Origin of the sequence: Azospirillum sp. TSH100 (genome assembly GCF_004923295.1) — a bacterium.
Taxonomy (GTDB): domain Bacteria; phylum Pseudomonadota; class Alphaproteobacteria; order Azospirillales; family Azospirillaceae; genus Azospirillum.
This window is the reverse complement of sequence record NZ_CP039637.1, coordinates 830182-852873: the sequence shown is the minus strand read 5'-3', so window position 1 is coordinate 852873 and position 22692 is coordinate 830182. Positions and strand designations below refer to the sequence as shown.

The following is a 22692-nucleotide window of genomic DNA, read 5'->3' as shown; positions in this document are numbered from 1 at the left end:
GTCGGCCAGTCCATGACGCCCAATAAGCCCGAAGCCGACTCCGGGCTGCAAGGGGTCACTGTTGCGGCATGAGCGGACCCGCTTGAGGCGCTTCATCGAATCTTTTACCTTCGGCCGCGCATCGTCGTGCGCCCTGTGCCATCTGCGAAAGACCGATCGACATCCATGCGGCTACGACGACTGCATTTCTGGATTTTCCTGGCAACGGTGTCGCTCGCCCCTCTGCCGCTGGGCTCCAACCGCCCTTTGGCCTGGACGGTGCTGGCGATGGTCATGGCGGCCCTGTCGATTCTGTGGCCCTTGGCCGTTTTTCGCGAACGGGGCGCGCCGAACAACCGTGTCGGCCCCCTGGCGATTCCCGGTGTCGCGTTTCTGTGTGCGGCGGGATGGGCGGCGGCGCAGACCTGGCTGGTGCCTCCCTTCACCATTTGGAATCCGCTGTGGACCGACGCCGCGGCGGCGTTGTCCGTGGCGCCGGAAGTGGTCGGCCGCATTGGACTGGCGCCGTCGGCCGCGGTGGATGGTCTTGTCCGGCTGTCCTGCTACGCGCTGACATTCTGGCTGGCTTATCAGCATGGGGCATCGGATCGGCGGGCCTACGCCCTGATCGATGGTCTGGCCTTGGCGGCAGCGCTCTACGCGCTGTATGGGTTGGCGGCCTTCAGCGCCGATCCGCCGATGATCCTTTGGATGGAGAAGTGGGCCTACCGGGACGACCTGACATCCACCTTCGTCAACCGCAACAGCTACGCCACCTATGCGGGGCTGGGATTGCTGACGGTGGCTGCCGCCGTCGTCCGCCGGCTTGGCGGGGCCGGGCGGGGACGCCGTCTGCTGCCGCATCTGGCCCGTCCGACGATGGTCTATCTGTTGGCCTTGATCCCGGTGACCGCAGCACTCCTCGCGACGGGATCGCGCGGCGGAGCCGCCGCCGCCGCTGTCGGCATCACCGTGTTCGTCTATGGTCTGCGGTCTTCGCGCTGGGGTTGGCTGCTGAGAATGGCGGTGGGCGCCGGTCTTGCCGGGGCGGTCGTGCTGGCTTTTTGCCTGTTCCTCGATCATGGCGCGACCCATCCGGCTTCCGAAGCGGCGGACCGCCTCCGGGTCTACGTCGTCGCCACCGGCTTGATCGCCGAAAAACCCTGGACTGGGTATGGCTTGGGCAGCTTTCCCGACGTTTTCGCGATGGCCCGCCCGGCCGGCATTTCCCAGGTCTGGCTGCAGGCGCACAATGTCTATCTCGAGCTGGCGCTGGAGTTGGGCATTCCCGCGGCCTTTGCGCTGCTGTCCGCCATCGCCTGGGGTTTCGCCGTCTGCCTGCGGGCTGCGTTCCGGCAAGGCGGGCGGCGGGTCTGCGCATCCTTGGGTTGTGCCGCGACAGCGCTGGTCGCGGTCCATTCCCTGATTGATTTCGGCATGCAGATCCCTGCGGTCGCCGTGACCTGGGCGGCCATCGCCGGATCCGCCATGGGCTGCGCCGTACGCTCCGCGCCGGTGGAGAGGGCCGCCAGAGCGGAGAATGCCGCAGCGGCCTGAGCATCCCGGCGGGTCATTGTGGCAGGTCATCGGTTGCGCCGTGCAAGCCGTCGGCAACCTTGGCGGCAAGGCGACAAGTCCCCCTGGAGATGGCGGGTTTCGATTTGTCCGGCCGCCGAACACCCTGGTCAATCATCGGCGTCGCATGTTAGCTTTTTCCATGCCGATGAAGGGGTTCCTTCTTTGACCGTGCCGATTGGACTGTCGAAGCGGCATCGTGGTCCGTGGGGGTGAGATGAAGGTTTTTTCCGACCGCCGAGGAAAGCGCCATCCGGGATTGACGGGCGCGGTCCTGGCATTTGCCCTCCTGGCGCTTGCCGATCCGGTCGTGCCGGCATGGTCCCAGCAGTCACAGCAGACTCCGGCGGGTGTCGCGACCCTGCCGCCCGCCCTGCGCGCGGCCTTTCTCGCCGGCAATGCGCAGCAGATCGCCGCCGTCATTTCCACTCTGTCGAACGGCAGCCCGACGCAGGCCGCGTCGTTGTCCGCCGCTCTGCTGTCCGTCGCGGAATCGACGCTCGCCACCGACCCAACCCGTGCGATTCAAGCCGCCGCCGCCGCCGTCCAGACGGTGCGCGCGACGCCCGTCGTCACCTCGGCCCCCCAGCAGACCGAAATGGTGCTGACCCAGGCGTCGCGCATCTTCGTCGCGCCGGGCGTGCAGCGGGCGGCGCCTGAACTGTCGGCGTCCGTGGCGACTGCCGCCATCGCCGTGGCGGCGACCACCGGAAATCCGGTTCTGGTGGCGAATGTCTCCGTGAGCGCCATGAAGGTCGCCGAGGCGGTGTTGGCGGTCAGTCCCGCCGCCGCGGTCCAGATCGCCAGTCAGGCGACCCAGGCCGTCGGGGTGAGCGCGGCGGTGCAGCAGAGCGCTCCGCAGCAGGTGATGGATGTGGCGATCTCGGCTGCCCGAATCATCGTCAATCCCGATGCGCAGCGGGTTGCCCCGCAGGCCGTGGGGACAATCGCCGGGACGGTCGCCACCGTGGTGACCAATCCGGCGGTGTATCAGTCGGCGCCCGCCGCTGCGATCAGGGTGATGGCCGACTCCTATGCCACGGTGAAGTCTCCCCAGGTCACGGCGGCCGATCCCTCGCTTTCGGTTTCCGTCGTCCGGGCGATCACCGACGCCAGCAAGGACACCAGGCTCAGCCAGATCAATGCGAGCAACGGGGCGGAAACGAACGCCATTCTGGCCGGCACCGCGGTGGCTCAGCAGCCGATCACCCAGACCAACACCCAGACGCCTCAGGTCACCAACCCGACGAATGACGGATTGATCGTCGTCAACAACGCCAGCCCGTCGTGATCGGATCCAGGTTTTCGCTTCCGCGTCCTTTTGATTGGCTTCGTGGCTGGATCGATAGCGTCATCGGACAGCCGCAAGACGACCGTGATGGCCCTGCCGCGCCGTCCAGCGTGCCCGACGATGTTCTGGTCTATGCCATCGGAGACATCCATGGCTGCCTGGGACAGCTTGACAGGCTGCTGGATCGTGTCCGTGCCGATGCCGACAGATCTTCGGCGGCAGGGCAGCGTTGGCTGATCTTTCTTGGAGACTACATAGACCGCGGTCCGGACAGCGCGGGCGTGGTCGATCGTCTGGCGTCCCTTTCGCTTCCCGGCTTTTCGACGCGCTGCCTGATCGGCAATCACGAGCAGGCGATGCTGGAGTTTCTGCGCGACCCCGTGTCCGGCCGGGATTGGCTGCGGTTCGGAGGGGTGGCGACCTTGGCCAGCTACGGCATTGCCAACCTGCATGACCTGGATGGTGCAGCATCTCTGCTGTCGCTTCACGATGCCCTGTGTCGCCGTCTTCCATCGTCCCATCGGCGATTTCTGGAAACGCTCGAACCAATGGCGATCGTCGGCGATTATGCCTTCGTCCATGCAGGTATCCGCCCGTCCATTCCGCTCGCCGACCAGACCGAGCATGATCTGTGCTGGATACGGGATTCCTTTCTGGGCTTTGCCGGACCGCACGAAAAGCGGATCGTCCACGGCCATTCGATCAGCCCGTTTCCCGAGGTGCGCAACAACCGGATCGGGATCGACACCGGCGCCTATGCCGGCGGGCCTTTGACATCGGTGGTGTTGTGCGGAATGACGATCCGTTTCATCCAGGTTCGTGCGAACGAATTGCGGGACATGGAGGCTCTGACGGCTGCCGGGACCTGATCTTAAAGCACAGTGAATGATCGTTCGGAGCAACGTCAGCGTTTGGCAAAGGTCGGTCCCACCCCGGCAAGCACCCTCACCGAACGCATTTTTTCCCGAAGGCCGGCCGCTTCCGCAGTGCCGGCCTTCCTTGCGTTTCAGCCCCGGTCGACGTTGCGCGCTGTCACCTTGCCGACCCCGTCCAGTCAGCTCCAGGCGTGGAGCGGCGGGTTGACGCCGTTCAGGGCGTGGTTGCCGAGGATCGCGTATTTCCAGCGCACCGGGTCATGCAGCGTATGGGTGCGGGCGTTGCGCCAATGCCGGTCGAAATTGTGTTCGGCCAGGACGGAGCGGGTGCCGGCCAGCTCGAACAACGTGCTGCTCGCCTCCAGTGCGATCTCGGTGCTGAGGATCTTGGCCTCCGCCACGGCGAGCTGGGCCTTGGCGACCGTTTCAGCGGTGGGAGCGGCGACGGCGGTGTCCACAGCAAGGCCCGCCTTCTCCTGCAAGGCTTCGGCGGCGTGCAGCCGAAGCGTAAGGCGACCGACCGCCTGGATGGTGTAGGGATCGTCCGAGGCGCGGTCCTGCCCGCTGTCCACCCAGGGGCGGCTGCGGTTGCGCACGAAGTCCAGCGTGTCGCGGATCGCCGCCTCGGCGATGCCGTTGTCGACCGCGACCTGGATGATCTGGAAGATGGCGCCGTCGGCGGTCGGCGTCTCGTAGCCCTTGTAGCCGGGGACCAGATGGGTCTTCGGCACCCTGACCCTGTCGAGGATCACCGTGCCGCTGGCGGTGGTGCGCTGGCCGAAGCCGGACCAGTCGTCGATCACCGTCAGGCCGGCGGCGTTGCGGTCGGCGATCGCGTACCAGGCGCGGCCCTGGTCGTCCACCGCAACGATGGGAACCAGGTGGGCGAGCAGGGCGCCGGTCGAGTAGAATTTGCGGCCGGTCACCAGCACATGGTCGCCCTCGTCGGTGAAGCGGGTGGCGAACTCGGCGGCGCGCTTGGTGCCGAACTCCGAAAAGGCGTTGCCGAAGCGGATGCCCTTCAGCACCTCGCCGAACAGCAGGCGCTGCTGCGCCTCGTCCGAAACGGTGCGGATGGCGGCGACCACGCCCAGATGGTTCTGCGAGATCTGCGACAGCGACGGGTCGGCCGCCGCCACGATCTGCACCACCCTGGCCAGCGTCGCGTAGGAGACCTCGGGCCCACCGAAGGCCTTCGGCACATTGATCGACCACAGGCCGCTCTGCGAGAAGGCGTCCAGTTCGGCCACCGGCAGGATGCGGTCGCGGTCGCGCTTCGATGCCGTACCGGCGACCTCGCGGGCCAACGCCTCGGCCACCGCGATGGCTTCGGCGTCGTCCTTGATGACGTGGGCGGGCTTGGTGGGGCGGGGCAGGCCGGGGACGCCCTGTGGCGCGGGGGCGGCAGCCTTGGTGGTGGTATCGAGAACGGCAGTGCTCATCGTCTCGTATCCTCTTCTCGGTTCTTGCGGTTGGTCCGGTCAGGCGGCAGCGTCGGCGACGCCGAAGCCGAGGTAGAAAGCCTTGATGTCGTCGCGTTCGCGCAGGTCGGCGGCCGGGCCGTCCAGCACGGTGCGGCCGGTCTCCAGCACGGTGGCGCGGTCGGCGTGGCGCAGGGCGACGGTGGAGTTCTGTTCGGCCACGAGGATCGACAGCCCCTCCTCGCGGTTCAGGCGCTTCAGCGCGGCGAAGATGCTCTCGACCACCAGCGGGGCGAGGCCCATCGACGGTTCGTCCAGCACCAGCAGGCGGGGCCGCGCCATCAGCGCCCGGCCGATCGCCGCCATCTGCTGTTCCCCGCCGGAGGTCAGGCCGGCAGGGATCCTGCGCCTGTCACGCAGCCGGGGGAACAGGGCGTAGATGCGTTCAAGCTCGGACCGCAGGGCACTGCGGCCCAGGCCCCGCACCTGACCGCCGACAATCAGATTGTCCTCGACGGTCAGGGAGCGGAAACAGTGCCGCCCCTCCAGCACCTGCACCAGCCCGGCGCGCACCAGCTCGGCCGGGCCGCGGCGGGTGACGTCCTCGCCGTCATAGACGATGGTGCCGGCGGCGATCTGGCCGCGCTCGGCCGGCAGCAGGCCGGACAGCGCCTTCAGCGCGGTGGTCTTGCCGGCGCCGTTGGCGCCGAGCAGGGCGACGATCTCCCCCTTCCGTACGCTCAGGCTGACGCCCGACAGCGCGCGGATCGTGTGGTTGTAGGTCGCCTCGACCCCGTCCAGCGACAGAAGCACCTCGTGGATCGTCATGGCGGCGGGACTCCTCTGCGCCCAAGTTCTGAGTGCTTCCGGTCAGTTGCTCGCCTCTTCGGCGGCGGGATCGCGGACCTGGAGGCCATGCTCGGCGGCGTAGGCCAGCGACGATTTCTCGATGATCGGGCGCAGCAGCGCCCAGTCCGGGGCGATCCAGTCGGACACCACCTTCCACTTGGCGCCGTCCCACTGCTGGAAGGTCACGCGGCCCTCGCCCTCATGGTTGGCGACGCTGACGTTGATGGAATGGAACAGGCCCTTGGCGCCCAGCGCCTCGACCCGTGTGGGATCGAGCCGCAGATGCTCGAAGCCCCAGCGCACCTCGTCGCCGGTCAGCGTCCGCTTGCCGAACTTGTCCTGGGCGATGCGCACCGCCTCGACATTCAGGATGCCGTTCACGATGCCGAGATTGTGATAGACGCTGCCGATCCGCTTCTTGTCGTCCAGATTGCCCTTGCCGGCGCCGTAGACCGTCTTCGCGATCTCCTGCAGCACCGGATAGTCCGCACCCGACGCCTGGGTGGTGATGGCGGTGTAGCCCTTGGCGGCGTCGCCGGCCGGGATGACGTCCTCTTCGGAGTTGGACCAGACATTGCCGATGATGTGGTCGGCCGGGAAACCGACCTTCTGCGCGGTCTTCAGCGCCACCGGATTCATCACGCCCCAGCCGCGTAGGACGACATAGTCGGGCTTGGTCCGGCGGATCGACAGCCATTGCGACTGCTGCTCGTTGCCGGGATGCGGCACCTCGACCTGTTCGACCGAGAAGCCGTATTTCTCGGCCAGCAGCTGGTAGATCGGGATGGTTTCCTTGCCGTAGGGGGAGCCGTGGTACAGCACCACGATCTTCTTGCCCTTCAGCTTCTCCAGCCCGCCTTCCCGCGCGCCGATGTAGTTCACGATGCCCGAGCTTTCGCTGTACGGGTTCAGCAGCAGCGGGAAGACATATTTGAAGACGCGGCCGTCGGTGCTGTCGGTGCGGCCGTGGTTGACGGTGATCAGCGGAACCTTGTCGCGGCCGACATCGTCGATCATGGCATAGGCGATGCCGACCGACAGTGGGTTCCAGGCGGCGACACCGGGGCGGTTCTTCTGCCGCTTGTAGCATTCGACGCCGCGTTCGACCTCATACTGGGTCTCGCACTCGTCCCAGGTCAGCTTGACGCCGTTGACGCCGCCGTCGCGGTTGTTGACCAGGGTCAGATAGTCGATGAAGCCGCCGAAGAAGCCGGTGCCGCCGGCGGCATAGGGGCCGACGCGGTAGCTTTGCAGCGGGAAATACTGCTCGTCGGCCCGTGCCGCGCCGGGCAGCAGGGCGGCGGTGCCGATCAGCGCGCCCAGCAGGGCGGCCTTCAGGGACAAGGCTTTCAGGGACAAGGGGCGGGTGTTCGGACGCGACATCTGGTGTGTCTCCGTTGTGAGGTTTGTTGCGAAAGGGCGATCTGCCCCGGATTCTTTGGGGAGGGCCGCTCAGCTGGCCCGGCGGAAGCGTCCGGCGATCCGGTTCCAGGCCCGGTCGAGCAGGGCGGTCAGGCCGGCCGGTTCGGCGATCAGGAAGGTGACGATCAGCAGGCCGAGCACGATGCGCTGGCTCATCTCCAGCACGCCGCTGTCGAACAGCCCGCCCAGCAGCGCTTCGCCCAGCCGGGCCAGCAGCAGCGGGAAGACGACGATCAGCGCCGCCCCCAGGAAGGCCCCGCGCAGCGAGGCCAACCCGCCGATGATGACGATGAACAGGATTTGGAAGGAGCGGTCGAGGTTGAAGCCGGCCGGCTCCACCGTGCGCAGATAGGCGAAGGCCCACAGCACCCCGGCGACCCCGATGATGAAGGAGGAGACGGCGAAGGCCAGCAGCTTCACCCGCAGCACCGGGATGCCGATCACCCGCGCCGCCGTCTCGTGGTCGCGCAGGGCGACCAGGGCGCGGCCGGTCGGGCTTTCCACCAGCCGCCACACCGCCAGCGTCACCGCCGTCACCACGCCGAGCGCGAACAGGTAGCGGCCGGCGGAGCTGTCGAGCGGCAGGCCAGCGACCGACAGCGGCGGCACGGTGACGATGCCGGACGGGCTGTTGTTGGAAAACCAGCCGACCTTGTTGAACACCCATTGCACGAAGAACTGGGCGGCCAGCGTCGAGACGGCGAGGTAGAAGCCACGCAGCCGCAGGCTGGGCAGGCCGAACAGCAGCCCGACCGCGGCGGCCACCAGACCGGCCAGCAGGATGTCCAGCAGGAACGGCAGGCCGGGCAGGCGGAGCGCCAGATTGTAGGCGGCATAGGCCCCCACCGCCATGAAGGCGGAGGATCCCAGCGACACCTGTCCGGCATAGCCGGTCAGGATGTTCAGCCCCAGCCCGGCGAGCGCCAGTGCCAGGAAGGGTGTCAGGATGGCGTCGAACAGATACTCGCTGCCGACCAGCGGCAGGACGCCATAGGCGACGATCAGCAGGAGGCCGATGCCGAACGGGGCGGGGGAGAGGCGGCGCACCGTGCCGGTTCCGGTCTTGTCGAGGGCGATGTCGGTCATGGCTCAGACCCTTTCCACCAGCTTGGCGCCGAACAGGCCGGACGGGCGGATCAGCAGGAAGCCGAGGGCGGCGACATAGGCGATCCACCCTTCGATGCCGCCGCCGACGAACGGTCCGATGTAGACCTCCGCCAGCTTCTCCACCGCGCCGACGATCAGGCCGCCGACGATGGCCCCGGCGATGGAATCGAAGCCGCCCAGCACCAGCACCGGCAGCGCCTTCAGCACCACCAGCGACAGCGAGAACTGCACGCCCAGCCTCGCCCCCCACAGCAGCCCGGCGACCAGCGCCACCACCCCGGCGGCGGTCCACACCGCGGTCCAGATGCGGTCCAGGCTCAACCCCACCGCCAGCGCGGCGAGTTGGTCGTCGGCGACGGCGCGGAAGCCGAGCCCGATGCGGGTGTAGCGGAAGAACAGGGTCAGCGCCGCCACCATCGTTCCGGCCACCGCGGCGGCGAACAGGTCGAAGCTGCTGATCAGCACGCCGCCGATCTCCAGCGGCAGGTCATCGATGCCCAGGTCCAGCCCATGCACCTGGGTGCCCCACAGCAGCTGCGCCGCCCCTTCGATGACGTAGGACACGCCGAGCGTCGCCATGAACAGGGTGATCGGCGGCTGGTTGACCAGCGGGCGCAGCACGGTGCGCTCGATCAGCGCGCCGATGATCGTCATCGCCGCCAGCGTCAGCAGGATCGCGGCCCAGACGGGCAGGCCGCGCTCCGTCAGGCTGACGAAGGTGAGCGCCGCGAACAGCAGCAGCGCGCCCTGGGCGAAGTTCAGCACGCCGGAGGTCTTGTAGATCAGGACGAAGCCGATGGCGACCAGGGAGTACATCACCCCCGACAGCAGGCCGCCGACCAGCACCTCGGTGAAGAATTGCCACTCCATGGCTCAGATTCCCTCTCCGGCCTCCAGGTCGTGGGCGACGCCGAGATAGGCGTCGATCACCACCGGGTCGTTGCGGATCTCATCGGGTGTGCCGTCGGCGATCAGCCGGCCGTAATCCAGCACGGCGATGCGGTCGGACAGCCCCATCACCACGCCGATGTCATGTTCGATCAGCACGATGGTGGTGCCGAGATCGTCGCGGGCGGCGCGGATGTGGCCGCTGAGATCCCGCTTCTCGGTCAGGGTCATGCCGGCCATCGGCTCGTCCAGCAGCAGCAGGCGCGGACGTGCCACCAGGGCCCGGGCCAGCTCGACCCGCTTCTGCACGCCATAGGGCAGGGTGCCGGCCGGCCGGTCGCGAAACTCCTCCAGATGCAGGAAGGCCAGCAGCTCCTCCGCCTTGCCATAGGCCTCCGCCCGCTCGCGCCGGGCGGACGGCAGGCCGGCGACCTGGGCGAACACCCCGGCGCGCAGCCGGTGCGACAGGCCGGCGGCGACGTTGTCCAGCACCGACAATCCCTTGAACAGCGCCAGATTCTGGAAGGTTCGCGAGACGCCAAGGCTGGCCAGACGGTCGGTCGGCACGCTGGCGAAGCTGTGCCCGCCGAGCCAGACCCGGCCGCGATCGGGCCGGTACAGTCCGCTGACGACGTTGAGCAGCGAGCTTTTGCCGGCGCCGTTCGGACCGATGACCGCCCGGATCTCGCCCGGCGCCACGGCGAAGGAGACCTCGCTCAGTGCCGTCACGCCGCCGAAGGACAGCGACAGCGCCTCGACCGCCAAGGCGGACGGGACGGTCGAGGACGGCACGGGCCCCGCAACGGGCGAGACGAAGGGTTCGGAAAGGACGGCCGGCATGGGCGCGCTCCGCTGAACTGCATAGTGGTGGGGTGGGGGAGCGGACGGATCCGCTCCCCCGGGGCCGCCTCAGGCGGCGACCGCTTCGCGCGCCTTGGCCGTTTCCAGTTCGCGGACCAGCGGGATGACGTGGCGGCCGAAATACTCGACCTCCTCCTGGAAATGCAGGAAGCCGAGCAGGACCAGATCGACGCCGATCGATTTCAGGTGGACGATGCGTTCCGCCACCTGGCGCGGGGTGCCGATCAGGTTGGTCTTGAAGCCGTCATTGTACTGGACGAGATCCTCGAAGGTGGATTTGGCCCAGTTGCCCTCGCGCTCCGGCGAGGCGTTGCCGGCGTTCTGGACCTCGTGATGGAAGCCCTTCACCGCGTCGGGGTCGGCCTTTTCGAGAATCTCGGCCAGGACGGCGCGGGCCTCCTCTTCCGTCTCGCGGACGATGGCGAAGGCGTTGACGCCGATCTTCGCGCGGTGGCCGGTGCCGGCCTCCTTGGCGCGGATGTCGTCGATCTGCGCCTTGATGCCATCCGGCGTGTTGCCGTTGGTGAAATACCAGTCGGACACGCGGGCGGCCATGTCGCGGGCGGCGCGCGAGCTGCCGCCCTGGAACACCTCCGGCAGCGGCGCCAGCGGCTTCGGCTTCAGCGTGTAGTTCTCGAAGCGGTAATAGGCGCCGTTGAAGGAGAAATTATCCTGGGACCAGACGCCGCGGATGACGCGGATGAACTCCTCCGACCGGCGGTAGCGCTCGTCATGGTCCAGCCACGGCTCGCCGATCGCCTGGAACTCGCCGCGGAACCAGCCGCTGACGATGTTGACGGCGATGCGGCCCTTGGTCAGATGGCTGATGGTGGCGACCTGCTTGGCCAGCAGGGCCGGGTGCCAGGGGCCGGGCAGCACGGCGGCGATGACGTTCAGCTTCTCGGTCGCTGCCAGCAGGGCATGGGTGAAGGACACCGATTCATGCTGGTTGTCGGCGCCGTAGCCGGCGGTGAAGCGGATCTGGCTGAGCGCATAGTCGAAGCCGGCCTGCTCGGCGATCTGCGCCAGCTTGCGGTTGTAGTCGATGTCCCAGCTTGTGCGCTGTTCGATCTTGCTGATGACGAGGCCGCCGGACACGTTCGGAACCCAGTAGGCGAACTTCACGGCATCGGAATTGGCGGTCGTGGTGGCGGTCATGGCGGAGTCTCCGGGAGCGGAAAGGGGGGATCAGGCGGCGGCCAGGGATGCGGCGGCGGGTGCGGCCAGCCGGCCGAGAGCGACGATGCGCACCGCCTCGTCGGCGGCGCGGGCGGTGCGGGCGGCGATCTCCGGGCTGGTCAGGCGGTAGTCGGCGAAGTCGCTGTCCTGGGCGAAGACGCCGGTCGGCACCGTGTGGGCCAGGAAGAAGCCGAAGAGCGGGCGCAGCTGGTGCTCGATCACCAGGGCGTGGCGCGGGCTGCCACCGGTCGCGGTCAGCACCACCGGCACGCCGCCGAGCGCGTTCGGGTCGATGAAGTCGATCAGATGCTTGAACAGCCCGGTGTAGGAGCCCTTGTAGACCGGCGTGCCGACCACCAGCAGATCGGCGCCGGTGATGGCGGCCAGCGCGTCGGCCACGCGCGGCGGGATCGCTTTCGGATCGGTCAGCGATCCCAGCTCCGGCGCCAGTTCGCCGACGACGATGTCGGTGCGGTGGATGGGGGTCCGCGCCTCCACCCCCTCGACCACGGCGTCGATCAGGGCGCGGGTGCGGGATCGGGCGCCGAGATTGCCGGAGACGGTGACGACCTTGATCTTGCCCATTTTACACAAGCTCCAGTGCGGGATGTTCCGGAGCCATAGGGGCAATCAACGTGCCAGATCTCTAAGATATTGATTTCGTTGAAAATGCAATGGCGGTGCCGGAGTGGAGGCCGCTTCAAAGGCAGCAGGATTCACATTGCCGGTGCTGCACATGCAGCAGCATCCATGTGAAACGCACGAGAGAATGGCGATATAGAACTAGATAAGTTTGTAATATTGTATCTATTTCCATATTGATACACTGGGGAATAGTCGGGCTAAACCGACGATGCCCGCCCCAGGAAGCAGGTGCCGCCATGACCAGGATCCCGCCCAGTGACCGCTGGCCCGCCGCGACAGCCTCGAACGCCGCTCCCCGTCTGGGGACCGGCCTCTCCTCCTGCCGGTTCGACGCCGCCGCCTTACCCTCCGTCGCGGTCGGGCAGGCAGAGGGCCGCGGGCCGGGCATCGACACCGCGGGCTATGAACAGCACCGCATCGTCGCCTTCGATCCCGCCAGCCGGGGCCGCAAGCCGAAGATCCGCGCCACCGCCATGGTGTTCGAGGATCCGCGGTCGCAACGGCTCCAGACCGATCTCGACCGGTTGGCGCCCAGCGACGCCACCGTGCTCATCATAGGCGAAACCGGCACCGGCAAGGAACTGGTCTCGCGCTATATCCACAGCCGAAGCCGCCGGGGCGACGGCCCCTTCGTCGCGGTCAATTGCGGCGCCTTCACCGACACGCTGGCGGAAGCCGAGCTGTTCGGCTTCGAGAAGGGGGCCTTCACCGGCGCGCTGAAGACCCAGGCCGGCTGGTTCGAGGCGGCCCATGGCGGCACGCTGCTGCTGGACGAGATCGGCGATCTGCCGCCCGCCCTTCAGGTCAAGCTGCTGCGCGTGTTGCAGGAGCGTGAGGTGGTGCGCGTCGGCTCGCGCAAACCCATTCCCATCGATGTCCGCGTCATCGCCGCCACCAACGTCGATCTGGAAGCGGCGGTGGAGGCCAAGCGCTTCCGCGAGGATCTGTATTTCCGCCTGAACGTCGCCTCGGTCCGGCTGGCGCCCTTGCGCGAGCGGCCGGGCGACATCCCGCCGCTGGCCGAGCATTTCCTCGACCTGCACAAGGAGCGGCTCGGCCGGCCGGAGCTGTCGCTGAGCGCCGAGGCGTTGCGCCGGCTGGCCCAGTGCCCCTGGCCGGGCAACATCCGCCAGCTGGAGAATGTGCTGCACAACGCCGTGCTGCTGGCACCGGGTCCGGAGATCGGCGCGGACGACGTCCGGCTGCGCTGCGAAGGGCAGGGCCAAAGTCACGGCCGGGCATCGGGAGGGGTGGAACCGCCGCCCTGCGACCTTGAGGGAGCGGTCAAGGCGCTGGTCGCCCGCGCCATCGCCGATGGTGAGGTCGACCTTTATGAGCGGCTGGTCCGCACCGCGGTGCGCAGCGCTTTCGAGCTGGCGGACGGCAACCAGATGCGGGCGGCGGAAAGCCTGGGCATGACCCGCAACGCCTTCCGCACCCAGCTGGCCCATCTTGGCGCCATCGCGCCGCGCCGCCGTCCCGCTGTGGCGGAGCAGGGCGAGGAACGAGAGGCGAAACCGGCCTCTCCGGCGGTCTTGCCCCGCCCCGCCCGGATGCCCGTCCAACTGGTCGACCTGCCAATCGGCTACCAGAAATTCGGCACCTCCGGCATCCTGAAGATGCGCGGCGCCGTGGAGCAGCGGCTCGCCGCCCATGGCTATCGCGTCACCTGGACCGAGTTCGTCTCCGGCCCGCAGATGATGGACGCGCTTGGCAGCATGCAGGTGGAGTTCGTGGCGACCGGGGAGGCGCCGCCGGTCTTCGCCCAGGCGGCCGGCGTGCCGCTGGTCTATGTCGGCTATGACCCGCCCGCCCCCAATGCCGAGGCGCTGCTGGTCCGCCGCGACAGTCCTTTCCGCAGCACCGCCGACCTGCGCGGGCGCACGGTGGCGCTGCACACCGGGTCGAACGTCCATTACTTCCTGCTGCGGGCCTTGCAGGCCTATGGGCTGACGCTGGACGACGTGCGCATCGTCCACATGCAGCCGGCGGCGGCGCTGGAGGCGCTGCTCGACGAGATGGTCGATGCCTGGGCGATCTGGGATCCGCTGTTGTCCTCCGCCCAGATCCGCGACGACACGCGGGTGCTCACCGACGGCAGCGGGCTGGTGCCCAACCATCAGTTCTATCTCGCCAACCAGAGCTTCGCCGACCGCAACCCGGAGGCCGTCGCCATCCTGCTGGACGAGGTGGGCAAGGCCGGCGAATACGCGGCCCGGCACGCGGCGGAGGCGGCGCGGACCATGACCCGCGATCTGGGCATCGCCGCCCCGGCGCTGGAACTGGCCTTCAGCCGGCTGACCTACGGCGCCCTGCCGCTGGACGACCGTGCGGTCCGGCGGCAGCAGGCGGTCGCCGACAGTTTCCACGCTTCCGGTCTGCTGAAGGCCAGCATCTCCGTGCGGGAGGCGGTGTGGTCCGGCGCCTGGGCCTAGCCTATTCCTTGTGAAACCGACGTTGCGATTGCAGCAATTCTCCAGGCGCTGCTGCTGCAATTGCAGCGGCGCCGACGGAGAAGAATCCAAGCAAGAGATTGATTGAAAACGAAAAACCGGCTTGGCACCGATGTTGCGTTTCCCAGGCAGACACCGCAACCGGAGACCGCAATCGTGTCCCGCAAGATCATCGACCTGCGCAGCCGTCCCGCCTTCCTGCATGATTTTTACGGGGCGACCCCCGGCACGCCCGGTTTCGAGACAGCCAGATGGCTGAACCGGCGCGTCGGCACCCGCGGCGACGACAGCCATTTCACCCGCTCCCACACGCTGGACGGCTTCCTGGCCGATGTGCGCGAGGCCGGCATCACCGCCGCCGCCATCATCGGCCGCGACACCCCCGGCGTCAGCACCTCCAACGACCGCGTGCGGGAGCTGGTGGCCGGCCGGCCCGAGCTGATCGGCGTCGGCTCGGTCGATCCGCAGCGCCAGGGCACCGCCGCCGCGGTGGCGGAGGTGGGCCGAGCTGTCACCACGCTGGGGCTGAAGGGCATCAATCTGGAACCGGGCTTCCTCGATCCGGCGATCCCCTTCGACGACCCGTCGCTGCTGCCGGTCTATGACGCCTGCGACCAGCTGAAGGTGCCGGTCTTCCTGATGACCGGTCCGACGACGCCGGATCCGGGCTTCAACGATCCGGCCCCGGTCGGCCGCATCGCCCGCGCGTTCCCCACCCTGAACATCGTCATCCATCACGGTTTCTGGCCGCATGTGGCGGAAATCATCGGCATCGCCTTCCGCCATCCCAACGTCCACATCGTGCCGGACATGTACATCTTCCTGCCCGGCAGCCGCCTGTATGTCGAGGCCGCCAATGGCTTCCTGCGCGACCAGCTGCTGTTCGGCAGTTCCTACCCGTTCCGCCCGATGAAGCAGACGGTGGAGGATTTCCTGAAGCTCGGCTTCGACGGAGCGGTGCTCGACGGGCTGCTGTTCGACAATGCCCGGCGCCTGCTGGCGCTCGATCTCTGAGCGGAGGACGGACCCATGGATATCTTCTGGTTCCTGCCGGTGCATGGCGACGGCCCCTATCTGGGCAGCCAGATCGACAGCCGGGCGGCCACGCTGGCCTATCTGACCGAGATCGCCCAGGCGGCCGACCGGCGTGGCTATCATGGCGTGCTGGTTCCCTGCGGCAAGGCCTGCGAGGAGCCGTATATCGTCTCCGCCGCGCTGATCGCGGCGACCAAGCGGCTGCGCTTCCTCGTCGCCACCCGGCCGTCCTCGATGACGCCGACCTTCGCGGCGCGGCTCGCCGCCGGACTGGACCGGCTGTCGGGTGGGCGCTTCTACCTGAATGTTGTGGCCGGCGGCGATGCGGCGGAACTGGCGGGCGACGGCGTCTTCCTCGACCATGATGCCCGCTACGCCCAGGCGGCCGAGTTCTTCACGGTGTGGAAGCGGGTGTTGGCCGGCGAGATCGTCGATTTCACCGGCGACCATGTGACCGTGAAGGGGGCCACCGTGCCGCTGCCGCCGGTCCAGCGCCCCTATCCGCCACTGTTCTTCGGCGGCTCGTCGCCCGCCGGCCATGCCGCGGTGGCCGAGCATTTCGACACCTACCTGACCTGGGCCGAGCCACCGGACGCGGTGGCCGCCAAGATCGCGGACGTGCGGGCGCGGGCTGCCGCCCATGGCCGCACCCTGTCCTACGGCCTGCGCGTCAACATCATCGTGCGGGAGACCGAGGCCGAGGCCTGGGCCGCCGCCGAAAAGCTCATCAGCAAGATCGACCGCAGCACCGTCGAGGCCGCGCACGGCGCCTTCCGCCGCTTCGAGTCCGAAGGCCAGCGCCGGATGACCGAGCTTGCCTCCCGGGCGGATCTGGTGGTGGCGCCCAACCTGTGGGCCGGCGTCGGACTGGTGCGCGGCGGCGCCGGAACCGCTCTGGTCGGCAACCCGCGGCAGGTGGCGGACCGGCTGCTGGAATACCGCGATCTCGGCATCGACAGCTTCATCCTGTCCGGCTACCCACATCTGGAGGAAGCACACCGTGTCGCCGACCTGCTGTTCCCGCTGCTGCCGGTGACGGCCCCGCCGCCCGCCGCCCAAGCGGCACCCGACGTCGCCTTCGTCAGCCCCTTCGGCGATCTTCAGCCGGCCAGGAGCGCGTCATGAGCATCGTTCCGCTGTCCAGCCCGTCTCTGCGCGGGGCGCTGGCCGACCTCAAGAGCCTGTTGGCGGAGACCGCCGTCGCCCGCGACCGGGCCGGCGGCACCGCCAAGGCCGAACGCGACGCCATCCGCCGCTCCGGCCTGCTGACCCTGGCGATCCCGGCGGCCTATGGCGGTCAGGGAGAAGGCTGGCCGGCGATCCTGGGGGCTGTGCGGGACCTGGCGCAGGTGGATTCCTCGCTGGCCCATATCTTCGCCTTCCATCATCTGATGGTCGCCTCGATCCTGCTCTATGGCAATCCGACCCAGCGGGCGGGGCTACTGACCGCAACCGCCCGGCGCGGCCTGTTCTGGGGCAATGCGCTGAACCCGCTCGACCGCCGCACCCATCTGACGCAGGCCGGGGAGGGGGCCGGCGAGTTGGCGGAGGATGAGGAGCCGCAGAACTGGGTCCTGAACGGCACCAAGAGCTTCTGCTCCGGCGCCAGCGATTCCGACCTGCTGCTGGTGTCGGCGGACGGGCCTGACGGGGTGTTGCGGGTGATGGTGCTGCCGACCGACCGTGCCGGCATCGCCGTGCTCGACGATTGGGACGCCATCGGCCAGCGCCAGACCGACAGCGGCACCGTCACCTTTACCGACGTGGCGGTGTCGGCCGCCGACATCCTGGGACCGCCGGGGCCGTTCGGCGATGTCGCTTCAAGTCTGCGACCCTGCATCGCCCAGTCGATCCTCGCCAGCCTCTATTTGGGCATCGCCGAAGGGGCGCTGGCGGCGGCGCGCGGCTTCACCCTGACGGAAGGGCGGCCCTGGCGGGCGTCGGCCGTGGCGAGCGCCGCCGAAGATCCCTATCTGCTGCATCATTTCGGTGAATTGCAGCTGGCGATCGCCGCCGCCGATGCGCTGGGCGGGCTGGCGCTCGACCGGCTGCAACGGGCGTGGGAGCGCGGGCGGTCGCTGGGAGCGCAGGAGCGGGGCGAGACCTCCCTCGCCGTCGCCACCTTCAAGGTCGCCGCCGCCCGTGCCGGTCTGGATGCCGCCGGCCGGCTGTTCGACATCACGGGCGCGCGGGGGGCCGCCGGGCGCTATGGCTTCGACCGCTTCTGGCGCAACATCCGCACCCACTCCCTGCACGATCCGCTGGACTACAAGCTGAAGGAGCTGGGCACCCATGCCCTGACCGGTGCTCTGCCGGAACCGGGCTTCTACTCCTGATCCACCCCTGGCGATCCGGCGTGACCGGATCGCCAGGGGGCGTCGGTCTCAGAGCGACAGGAACAGCGCCGAGGTCCACACCCGCGACTGGTCGCGCTGGCGGCCGGTGAGGAACAGCGGATGTTCGCGGCCGTCCTCCAGCCCCAGCCTGGCGAGCGGGATGCGGCCGGCGAGGTCGCGCGGCAGCGGCGCCTCGGTCACGCGCTCTACCGTCACCTCCAGCTCGGTGCCGGACAGAATCCGCGTTACGGAGCCAGCAGCCAGCAGCGCATCGCCGTCGATCTCCAGCACCGCCTCCGGCGCATGCGGGTTGGGCGGCGGCGTCAGCGGGTTGCCGACCTTCACATAGGTGCCGATCTCGAGATGCACCCGGATGCGCGTGCCGGCCAGCCGCGACAGCGTCAGTTCCACCCCGTCGGTGTCGCCGTGGGTGACGGTTCGCAGGGCCACGGTGGTGGCGTCCTGCCGCCAGCAGCCCTGTTCGGGATGGTCGAAGCCGAAGGGCTCGACCCGCTGCACCGCCGCCCCGGTGACGGTGATGCCACCGCTCCAATAGGCGCCGCGATAGCGGTCCTTGATGCGGGCGCCGCCCAGCCGCAGGCGGATGCGCCGCTCCGACAATCCCAGTTCGCGGTGCAGGTCGCGTTCCCACAGCAGGCTCTCGCCGTCATAGAGCCGCAGGCTTTCCCAGCCGCGGTCGCCGAGCAGGCGATAGTCGAGCGCATCGGCCGCCGACGCCGTCACCACCTCGCCCATCCAGCGGTCCCCGAGCCGCAGGCTGGCGACGCTGCGCTCGCCGGTGGTGGCGAAGGTGCGGCGCGAGCGCAACGCCCGGCCGATGGTGGCGCGGTCGAGCCGGTCGGCCAGCACGCCGGTCAGCCCGCCGCGGGCACCGAACACGGCGGTGGCCGGCGCACCGCCGCCGCAGCGGCCCTGATGCTCGTCGCTGCTGGCCGAGGCGCCGAGCCGGTAGCCGCGGGCCAGCGCCTCGGCATAGACCCAGTGGAACTGGCCCCAGGCGGAACCGATTTCGATCAGCCGTTCCAGTTCGGGATGGTGCCAGTCCAGATTGCAGCGCCGGCCGCCGACATGCGGGATCAGCAGATGGCCTTCCGGGTCGTCCTGATAGGCGGCATAGAGATCGTCGAGCGGCCAGGCGCCGGGGCGCAGCTTGCCGCGCGTCGACTCGTTCCACTCGAAGGAGCGGACCGGCTGTCCCCGGCTGTCGATGGGGAATTGCGGCACGCCGTCGCGCAGGAAGACGACATTGTGATCGCCGCCCGCCGCCGAGTTGCCGCACCATTCGGTGCCGGGATAGCAGACGAAACGGTCCGCCTCGTTGAAGCGGTCGATCAGTCCGACCGCTTCGCTCCAGGCGTTTTCGGTGACGTTGAAGTCGTTGGCGGTGTAGCCCAGCACGTCCAGCCCGGCGACGTCGCGGCCGTAGGACAGGTTGTAGGCGGTGTCGTTGGTGCCGACCGTGTCGTTAGAATGGACATGCAGGTCGGCGTAATAGGCGCGCGGGGCGTTCTCCTCAACGGTGACGAAGGCTTCGGCTGGGACCAGCCCCTTCGCCGTTGCCGCGATGCGCCATTCGCCCTGCGCCAAGACCGCTTCCTGGCGATGGACCAGCCAGCCATAGGCATCCCTGTTGGGCGAGAGCGTCAGTTGCTGCGTGGTGTCGCCCTGCGGTCCCGTCAGGGTCAGGCTGGTGTCGATGGTGCCACCGGTGCAGCAGTTGCCCCAGATGTCCTCGGCGCGCAGCAGCAGGGTTGCCGGACCGGGGGTTGTCAGGCGCGGCGCCACCAGACGCAGGGCAGCGGGCGCGCCGGGAACGATGTCGAGCACGCAGTCTCCCGGCACCTCGGCATATTTCTGGCTGCCGAGCGGGTCGATGAAGACGCGGAAGCGGAAGCCCTGCTCGACGAAGCTCTGCACCCGCGTGCCCGGCCCGCCGCGCCGCCTGTCACCGAGCCGGATGACGATGCGGTCGCCGGGATTGAGGTAGCCGTCGATCACGTCGATGACGATGGCCTTCTGATAGGGGCGCTCGTGGCCCTTCTGGTCGAAGCGCACCTTCAGCGCCTGGATCGTCGCCGGACTCTGCCCCGGCACCAGCGGCCCGGCCTCGTATTCCGCCGAGACGTAGTTGGCGGCCTGCGGGTCGCTGGTCTGGAACAGCGCCCAGTCGGAATAGAACTTCATCGCCAGCTTGATGCCGGCCCCGTCGGCGAGGCCCGAGGCACCGACCTCGTAGACCAGCTGAAGCTCGGTCCATTCCCCGGCCACCAGCCGGCGGTGCGAACAGCTGGTCGATCCCAGGAAGGGGCGGTCCTTGTTGCGCTCGTACAGCCCGACCGGGGCGATGTGACGCCGGAAGGGTTGGGGTTCGGTTATGGCCTCGGACATGGCGACGTTTCCTCCGGCATCGTGGGTTTTCGGGTCGGGCGGACGGGACTTTCGGTGATCCAGGCGGTCATGCCGGCGATGGCGACATAGCGGACAGGAGGTTGGCGCCAGCCGGAGGGGCCGCATAAGCAGGGGGTGGAAAGAGTCACTGGAAATCCACTGCTCATTCCTGTGTTTTTCCCTGCACCCACCAATTCAGTGCGATAATACAATATAATACATATAATGCAATATGAGACAAATCGGGAATCGGGGTTTGGGTAACGCCGGCGCCGTCGTGAGGACATGCGGGCTTGAGCCGACCGGCCGCCGATGGCATCAAGGCGCGACCACCGGTCGATCGGGTCGGTCAATGAAGGGGAGAGGGCGGGGTGGCCCTGGTGCGAGACAATGCGACGGCGCTTTACCGCCAGATCGCCGACCAGTTGCGTGACGAGATCGCCGCCCGTCTGTTCGAGCCGTCGGGACGGCTGCCGACGGAAAACGAGATCGGCGCCCGCTTCGGCGTCAGCCGCGTCACCGTCCGGCTGGCGCTCGACCGGCTGGAAACGGAAGGGCTGATCGAGCGTCGCAAGGGCAAGGGCACCTTCACGGCGGGCAAGCGTGTCCAGCATCCGCTCGACCGCCTGCGCAGTTTCCACGAATCCCTGCGTCTGCAGGGCCTGGACGCCACGATGCGGCCGCTGTCGGCGCGGATGGTTGTGACGCCGCCTGATCTGCGGGAGGATTTCGGCGCCCGCTGCCTGGAGGTGTGCCGCCTGCATCTGGTCGATGGCGAGCCGGTGGCGCTGGGCCGCAGCCTGCTGCCGCCAGCCCTGGAGCCGGTCGACTGGCAGGCTGCCGGGCACAGGCCGATCTACGGCATGCTTCAGGATGTCGTTGGAAAGCCGGTCGGCGGCGCCGACATCGAGGTGAAGGCGGCAGCGGCCGAGGCGGAGGTGGCGGTAGCGCTCGGCCTGCCGGTGGGGGCGCCGGTGCTGGTGATGGACCGCCGCTCCGTCTTCGTCGGCGGCGGCTGCGCCGACCGTTCGGTGTTCCACATCCGGTCCGAACGCTACAGCTTCATCCTGTCCCACAGCTGGGACGGATAAAGTTCGGCCGGCGGCCCCGTCGCCCAGAGCACCGGAAGATGACATGGCGCGCAGTATCAAAAAAATGGCGTGTGAAAGCTGGAAAGCCGATACGGTTTCCTCCAGAACAGTCCGGCGGCCCATCGATCGCGGAGCTGATGGGTGCCGGGATTGACGGTGGATCTGCGACCCGGTCCGTGCGACGCTACACACCGCCCTTGCCGCCATGATTGCGAAAGGCGGCGTCAGCCTTCGGTTCCGATCCTCTCGTGCCTGCTGGAGGACTTCTTTGCCAGACGTCCTGTCCGATCCATCGGAAGAGCCGCCGGGTCAGCCGCGGGTGACCATGGTCCGCTCAACCGACGCCGCCGAACATGCCGGGCTGACGCGTGGCTGGTCGCTGGAATTCACACAGCTGTCATCCGGCCGGTTCGACGGCAGCCTGATCGACATCCGCCTCGACCGCATGCAGATTCTGCGCGATGTCGCCAACACCGCCCTCGCCAAACGGGGGCGGGCCTGGGACGGCTCCATCGTGTTCAGCCTGCCGATCGAAGCGCAGGGCGAAGGGCGTTTCGCCGGACGGCCGCTGATCTTTCCGGCCTGTCTGGTCACCGATGGACAGGACCTGGTGGAACTCTGCACGCCGCGGTCACTCGACCTCGCCTGCATCGCCGTGAACCGGTCCTGGCTACTGGAAATGGCGGAGACGCAAGGCCGCAAGCTGGCCGCCCAGCGCCTGCGTGGCGGCCGGCCCGGCCTGCATGGCTCCACCCCGACGATGCGGCGCCTGAAGCAGGCCGTCGCCGACGTGTTCGCGGATCTGCCGCGATTGACCCGGGCCCTGGATCATGACGGCGGCCGCGCCGGGCTGGAAAGCACGTTGGCCGACCTGCTGCTCGATACGCTTTCGGCGGAGGAGGAGGGCGACCGGCTGTCCATCGCGACCCCTCAGAAGCGGATCGCCGACAAGGCGCGGGCCTTTGTGATGGAGCATGCCGAACGGCAGCCGACGATCGACGACATCTGCCGCCATGTCGGTGTCAGTCGCCGCAAGCTGCAGAACTGCTTCCACGACGCCTTCGGCTTCAGCCCGACCCAGTTCCTGCGGATGATGCGGCTGGACGGGGTGCGGCGGGATCTGCGCGCCGCCGCCGGCGGGCCGGTCTCCATCGGTGAAATCGCCTCCCGCTGGGGCTTTTGGCATTGGAGCCGCTTCGCCGGAGAGTATCGCGCCCTGTTCGGCGAACTGCCGTCGGAAACGCTGCGCCGCCCGCGGGGGTGAGCGCGGGCGGCG

General features: G+C 68.4%; 18 protein-coding genes. 9 read left to right on the top strand and 9 right to left on the bottom strand.

Annotated features, from left to right (window positions below; translation table 11 throughout):
* The first annotated feature begins 165 nt into the window (after positions 1–165).
* The 3 genes from E6C72_RS25170 to E6C72_RS25160 all read left to right on the top strand — a co-directional run bounded on the left by E6C72_RS25170 (position 166) and on the right by E6C72_RS25160 (position 3714).
* The gene (locus tag E6C72_RS25170) at positions 166–1536 is read left to right on the top strand and encodes an O-antigen ligase (RefSeq protein WP_109087061.1); all 1371 of its coding nucleotides are present in this window, start codon (positions 166–168) and stop codon (positions 1534–1536) included.
* Positions 1537–1813: 277 nt separating this feature from the next.
* On the top strand, positions 1814–2845 hold the full coding sequence (locus E6C72_RS25165) for a hypothetical protein (protein WP_109087062.1): 1032 nt from the start codon (positions 1814–1816) through the stop codon (positions 2843–2845).
* A gap of 110 nt (positions 2846–2955) precedes the next feature.
* On the top strand, positions 2956–3714 hold the full coding sequence (locus tag E6C72_RS25160) for a metallophosphoesterase family protein (RefSeq protein ID WP_247875842.1): 759 nt from the start codon (positions 2956–2958) through the stop codon (positions 3712–3714).
* A 185-nt stretch (positions 3715–3899) separates the two neighbouring features.
* Here E6C72_RS25160 and E6C72_RS25155 read toward each other — a convergent pair whose 3' ends face one another.
* From E6C72_RS25155 to msuE, 8 genes are all read right to left on the bottom strand, one after another.
* On the bottom strand, positions 3900–5162 hold the full coding sequence (locus E6C72_RS25155; RefSeq protein ID WP_109087063.1) for an SfnB family sulfur acquisition oxidoreductase: 1263 nt from the start codon (positions 5160–5162) through the stop codon (positions 3900–3902).
* A 39-nt stretch (positions 5163–5201) separates the two neighbouring features.
* Positions 5202–5969: an ABC transporter ATP-binding protein gene (locus E6C72_RS25150; RefSeq protein ID WP_109087064.1), complete on the bottom strand. Its 768-nt coding sequence runs from the start codon at positions 5967–5969 to the stop codon at positions 5202–5204.
* Between the two features lie 42 nt (positions 5970–6011).
* The gene (locus E6C72_RS25145; RefSeq protein ID WP_199228812.1) at positions 6012–7373 is read right to left on the bottom strand and encodes an ABC transporter substrate-binding protein; all 1362 of its coding nucleotides are present in this window, start codon (positions 7371–7373) and stop codon (positions 6012–6014) included.
* A 69-nt stretch (positions 7374–7442) separates the two neighbouring features.
* Positions 7443–8498, bottom strand: coding sequence for a branched-chain amino acid ABC transporter permease (locus E6C72_RS25140; RefSeq protein WP_109087065.1), 1056 nt, complete (start codon positions 8496–8498; stop codon positions 7443–7445).
* Positions 8499–8501: 3 nt separating this feature from the next.
* On the bottom strand, positions 8502–9389 hold the full coding sequence (locus tag E6C72_RS25135) for a branched-chain amino acid ABC transporter permease (protein ID WP_109087066.1): 888 nt from the start codon (positions 9387–9389) through the stop codon (positions 8502–8504).
* Positions 9390–9392: 3 nt separating this feature from the next.
* On the bottom strand, positions 9393–10247 hold the full coding sequence (locus E6C72_RS25130; RefSeq protein WP_109087067.1) for an ABC transporter ATP-binding protein: 855 nt from the start codon (positions 10245–10247) through the stop codon (positions 9393–9395).
* A 69-nt stretch (positions 10248–10316) separates the two neighbouring features.
* Positions 10317–11426, bottom strand: coding sequence for a dimethylsulfone monooxygenase SfnG (sfnG, locus tag E6C72_RS25125; RefSeq protein ID WP_109087068.1), 1110 nt, complete (start codon positions 11424–11426; stop codon positions 10317–10319).
* 30 nt (positions 11427–11456) lie between these two features.
* Positions 11457–12032, bottom strand: coding sequence for an FMN reductase (gene msuE / locus E6C72_RS25120; RefSeq protein WP_109087069.1), 576 nt, complete (start codon positions 12030–12032; stop codon positions 11457–11459).
* 296 nt (positions 12033–12328) lie between these two features.
* Between msuE and E6C72_RS25115 the strand changes: the two genes are divergently transcribed.
* From E6C72_RS25115 to E6C72_RS25100, 4 genes are all read left to right on the top strand, one after another.
* On the top strand, positions 12329–14527 hold the full coding sequence (locus E6C72_RS25115; RefSeq protein WP_247875843.1) for an aliphatic sulfonate ABC transporter substrate-binding protein: 2199 nt from the start codon (positions 12329–12331) through the stop codon (positions 14525–14527).
* Positions 14528–14701: 174 nt separating this feature from the next.
* Positions 14702–15559 (top strand): amidohydrolase family protein, encoded by an 858-nt coding sequence (locus tag E6C72_RS25110; protein ID WP_109087070.1) that lies wholly within the window; start codon positions 14702–14704, stop codon positions 15557–15559.
* Between the two features lie 15 nt (positions 15560–15574).
* Complete coding sequence (gene ssuD, locus E6C72_RS25105; protein WP_109087071.1) at positions 15575–16705, top strand: FMNH2-dependent alkanesulfonate monooxygenase; 1131 nt, start codon at positions 15575–15577, stop codon at positions 16703–16705.
* Positions 16702–17916 carry an acyl-CoA dehydrogenase family protein gene (locus tag E6C72_RS25100; RefSeq protein WP_199228813.1) on the top strand — a complete coding sequence of 405 codons (1215 nt, stop codon included), beginning with the start codon at positions 16702–16704 and terminating at the stop codon, positions 17914–17916. Before ssuD ends, E6C72_RS25100 begins: the two co-directional genes overlap by 4 nt.
* Before the next feature lie 48 nt (positions 17917–17964).
* On the opposite strand, the gene E6C72_RS32395 is transcribed toward E6C72_RS25100, so the two are convergent.
* The gene (locus E6C72_RS32395) at positions 17965–20325 is read right to left on the bottom strand and encodes a hypothetical protein (protein ID WP_109087072.1); all 2361 of its coding nucleotides are present in this window, start codon (positions 20323–20325) and stop codon (positions 17965–17967) included.
* Positions 20326–20696: 371 nt separating this feature from the next.
* Between E6C72_RS32395 and E6C72_RS25090 the strand changes: the two genes are divergently transcribed.
* Positions 20697–21416 carry a GntR family transcriptional regulator gene (locus tag E6C72_RS25090; RefSeq protein WP_109087073.1) on the top strand — a complete coding sequence of 240 codons (720 nt, stop codon included), beginning with the start codon at positions 20697–20699 and terminating at the stop codon, positions 21414–21416.
* 268 nt (positions 21417–21684) lie between these two features.
* On the top strand, positions 21685–22680 hold the full coding sequence (locus E6C72_RS25085; RefSeq protein ID WP_247882166.1) for a helix-turn-helix domain-containing protein: 996 nt from the start codon (positions 21685–21687) through the stop codon (positions 22678–22680).
* The last annotated feature ends 12 nt before the right edge of the window (positions 22681–22692 follow it).

Excerpts from the sequence above, each read along its gene's own strand:
- E6C72_RS25170 (WP_109087061.1), top strand. The coding sequence starts at position 166 with ATGCGGCTACGACGACTGCATTTCTGGATTTTCCTGGCAACGGTGTCG.
- E6C72_RS25155 (WP_109087063.1), bottom strand. The coding sequence starts at position 5,162 with ATGAGCACTGCCGTTCTCGATACCACCACCAAGGCTGCCGCCCCCGCG.
- E6C72_RS25150 (WP_109087064.1), bottom strand. The coding sequence starts at position 5,969 with ATGACGATCCACGAGGTGCTTCTGTCGCTGGACGGGGTCGAGGCGACC.
- E6C72_RS25145 (WP_199228812.1), bottom strand. The coding sequence starts at position 7,373 with ATGTCGCGTCCGAACACCCGCCCCTTGTCCCTGAAAGCCTTGTCCCTG.
- E6C72_RS25140 (WP_109087065.1), bottom strand. The coding sequence starts at position 8,498 with ATGACCGACATCGCCCTCGACAAGACCGGAACCGGCACGGTGCGCCGC.
- E6C72_RS25135 (WP_109087066.1), bottom strand. The coding sequence starts at position 9,389 with ATGGAGTGGCAATTCTTCACCGAGGTGCTGGTCGGCGGCCTGCTGTCG.
- E6C72_RS25130 (WP_109087067.1), bottom strand. The coding sequence starts at position 10,247 with ATGCCGGCCGTCCTTTCCGAACCCTTCGTCTCGCCCGTTGCGGGGCCC.
- sfnG (WP_109087068.1), bottom strand. The coding sequence starts at position 11,426 with ATGACCGCCACCACGACCGCCAATTCCGATGCCGTGAAGTTCGCCTAC.
- msuE (WP_109087069.1), bottom strand. The coding sequence starts at position 12,032 with ATGGGCAAGATCAAGGTCGTCACCGTCTCCGGCAATCTCGGCGCCCGA.
- E6C72_RS25115 (WP_247875843.1), top strand. The coding sequence starts at position 12,329 with ATGACCAGGATCCCGCCCAGTGACCGCTGGCCCGCCGCGACAGCCTCG.
- ssuD (WP_109087071.1), top strand. The coding sequence starts at position 15,575 with ATGGATATCTTCTGGTTCCTGCCGGTGCATGGCGACGGCCCCTATCTG.
- E6C72_RS25100 (WP_199228813.1), top strand. The coding sequence starts at position 16,702 with ATGAGCATCGTTCCGCTGTCCAGCCCGTCTCTGCGCGGGGCGCTGGCC.
- E6C72_RS32395 (WP_109087072.1), bottom strand. The coding sequence starts at position 20,325 with ATGTCCGAGGCCATAACCGAACCCCAACCCTTCCGGCGTCACATCGCC.